The following is a 1,602-nucleotide window of genomic DNA, read 5'->3' on the forward strand; positions in this document are numbered from 1 at the left end:
GCAGCAGCCGATCATCCGCAGCACGCACGAACACGTCATACCGGCCACCCCGCGACACCGCGGACACCACCGAACCCACCCGACCCACACCCCCACCAGCCAGGTTCTCGACGGCGGCGGCTGCTTCGTCGAGCCAGTTCCGGTACGAGCCGCTGTTGAAGGTGGACCACGGGGACCAGTTCGTCCCCTGGCTCGAGATCCGGTATGCCGCATTGGCGTTGCACTGCGGATCGAACGCACACGACTCGGAAACCTCTGCGTGGTAGCAGTCGTTGATCTGCCACAGGCCGCGGTCACGTGACCCGGACGGGCAGCCGGCCGTAGGTCCGTTCTGGCCTACGGCGAGCGGGTTGCAGCGGGACTCTGCGAGCGAGACGGCCACTGCCGTCAGCAGCCTCTCGCCCTGGAAGCCAGCGACTTGGGCAACCTGTGCTCAGAGATCGGGTCCGCTCTGCGGTGCCGCCGTGGCTGGCTGACTGGCTGGCAGGGAGACAATGGACAAAACGACGGCGATTAATAGTGGCACGTATATCCAGCGGTGCCTTCTATAGCGTTTTTCGGTTAATTCCATCAAGCAGCCTTCCGTGATGGTCTTGACATTGAATACACATGCCGGCGAAGAGATTGGATGCGGCACTGCGCGAGCCGACATTGATAAGACGCTAATCGACGACTATCGGCCCGCCAGGAAAGGTTGCCCGCAATCTCCTGACACTACTGTTTCCGGTGCTTCTTCCTGGTGCACCCGCGCGCGCTCAGCTTCCATTGGTCTGTGAATTTCAGCCAACAAGGACCAGGAAGGTGTAACAGAGAATGACGAGAGGTACATCTCCCGGCGCCCCGACGCGGCGAAGCCTGCTCGGCTTGATTCCGCTGGCTGTGGCAGCCCTGACGCTGGTTCCACTCAGAGCTCATGCGGACGTCCCTGCCATCGAATGCCTAGCGGATCTGGGGGTTCGGTAGTGTCTACGATCCCTTGGCTCGCCGGAGTGCTGCGATCGGCCGGTGTGCGAGTCGTCGAGGAAGGTAACTGGACCGCCCGCGCGGTGAGCGGATCGTTCTCGCCGATTGGCGTTCTGTGGCATCACACCGCAGCTACGTCGAGCGCCTCCAACCCGGCGCCTTCCCTGAACGTCGTCATCAACGGTAGGCCGGACCTGCAAGGGCCGCTCTGCCACGCGTTGGTGGACTACAACGGCGTGTTCCACATCATCTCCGGTGGCCGGGCCAACCATGCCGGAGCCAGTGGTGGAAGCGGGCCGATCCCGGTCGGCGACGGCAACACCATGCTGATCGGCTGGGAAATCGACTACAACGGGGTCAACCAGTCCATGACCAGCGCCCAGTATTCAGCGTCGGTGACGGCGACCGCCGCAGTGCTGGACCAGTTGGGCAGAGATGCGAGCTATGCCCGCGGCCACAGGGAGACCAGCACCACGGGCAAGATCGATCCGTCATTCATCGATCTCGACAAGATGCGTTCCGACGTCGCCCGCACCCTGGCTGGTGGGGGTGTGGGTCGGGTGGGTTCGGTGGTGTCCGCGGTGTCGCGGGGTGGCCGGTATGACGTGTTCGTGCGTGCTGCGGATGATCGGCTGCTGC

Annotated in this window: 2 protein-coding genes; one reads left to right on the forward strand and one right to left on the reverse strand. The window is 63.5% G+C overall.

Annotated elements, in window-relative coordinates:
- On the reverse strand, window positions 1–382 hold a 382-nt coding region (locus ACYVF6_RS40945; RefSeq protein ID WP_460530553.1), incomplete at its 3' end, for a transglycosylase SLT domain-containing protein.
- A 625-nt stretch (window positions 383–1,007) separates the two neighbouring features.
- On the opposite strand from ACYVF6_RS40945, the gene ACYVF6_RS40950 reads away from it, so the two are divergent.
- The coding region (locus ACYVF6_RS40950) for a peptidoglycan recognition protein family protein (protein ID WP_460530556.1) at window positions 1,008–1,602 on the forward strand (595 nt) is incomplete at its 3' end.

The organism is Flindersiella endophytica (assembly GCF_054779015.1).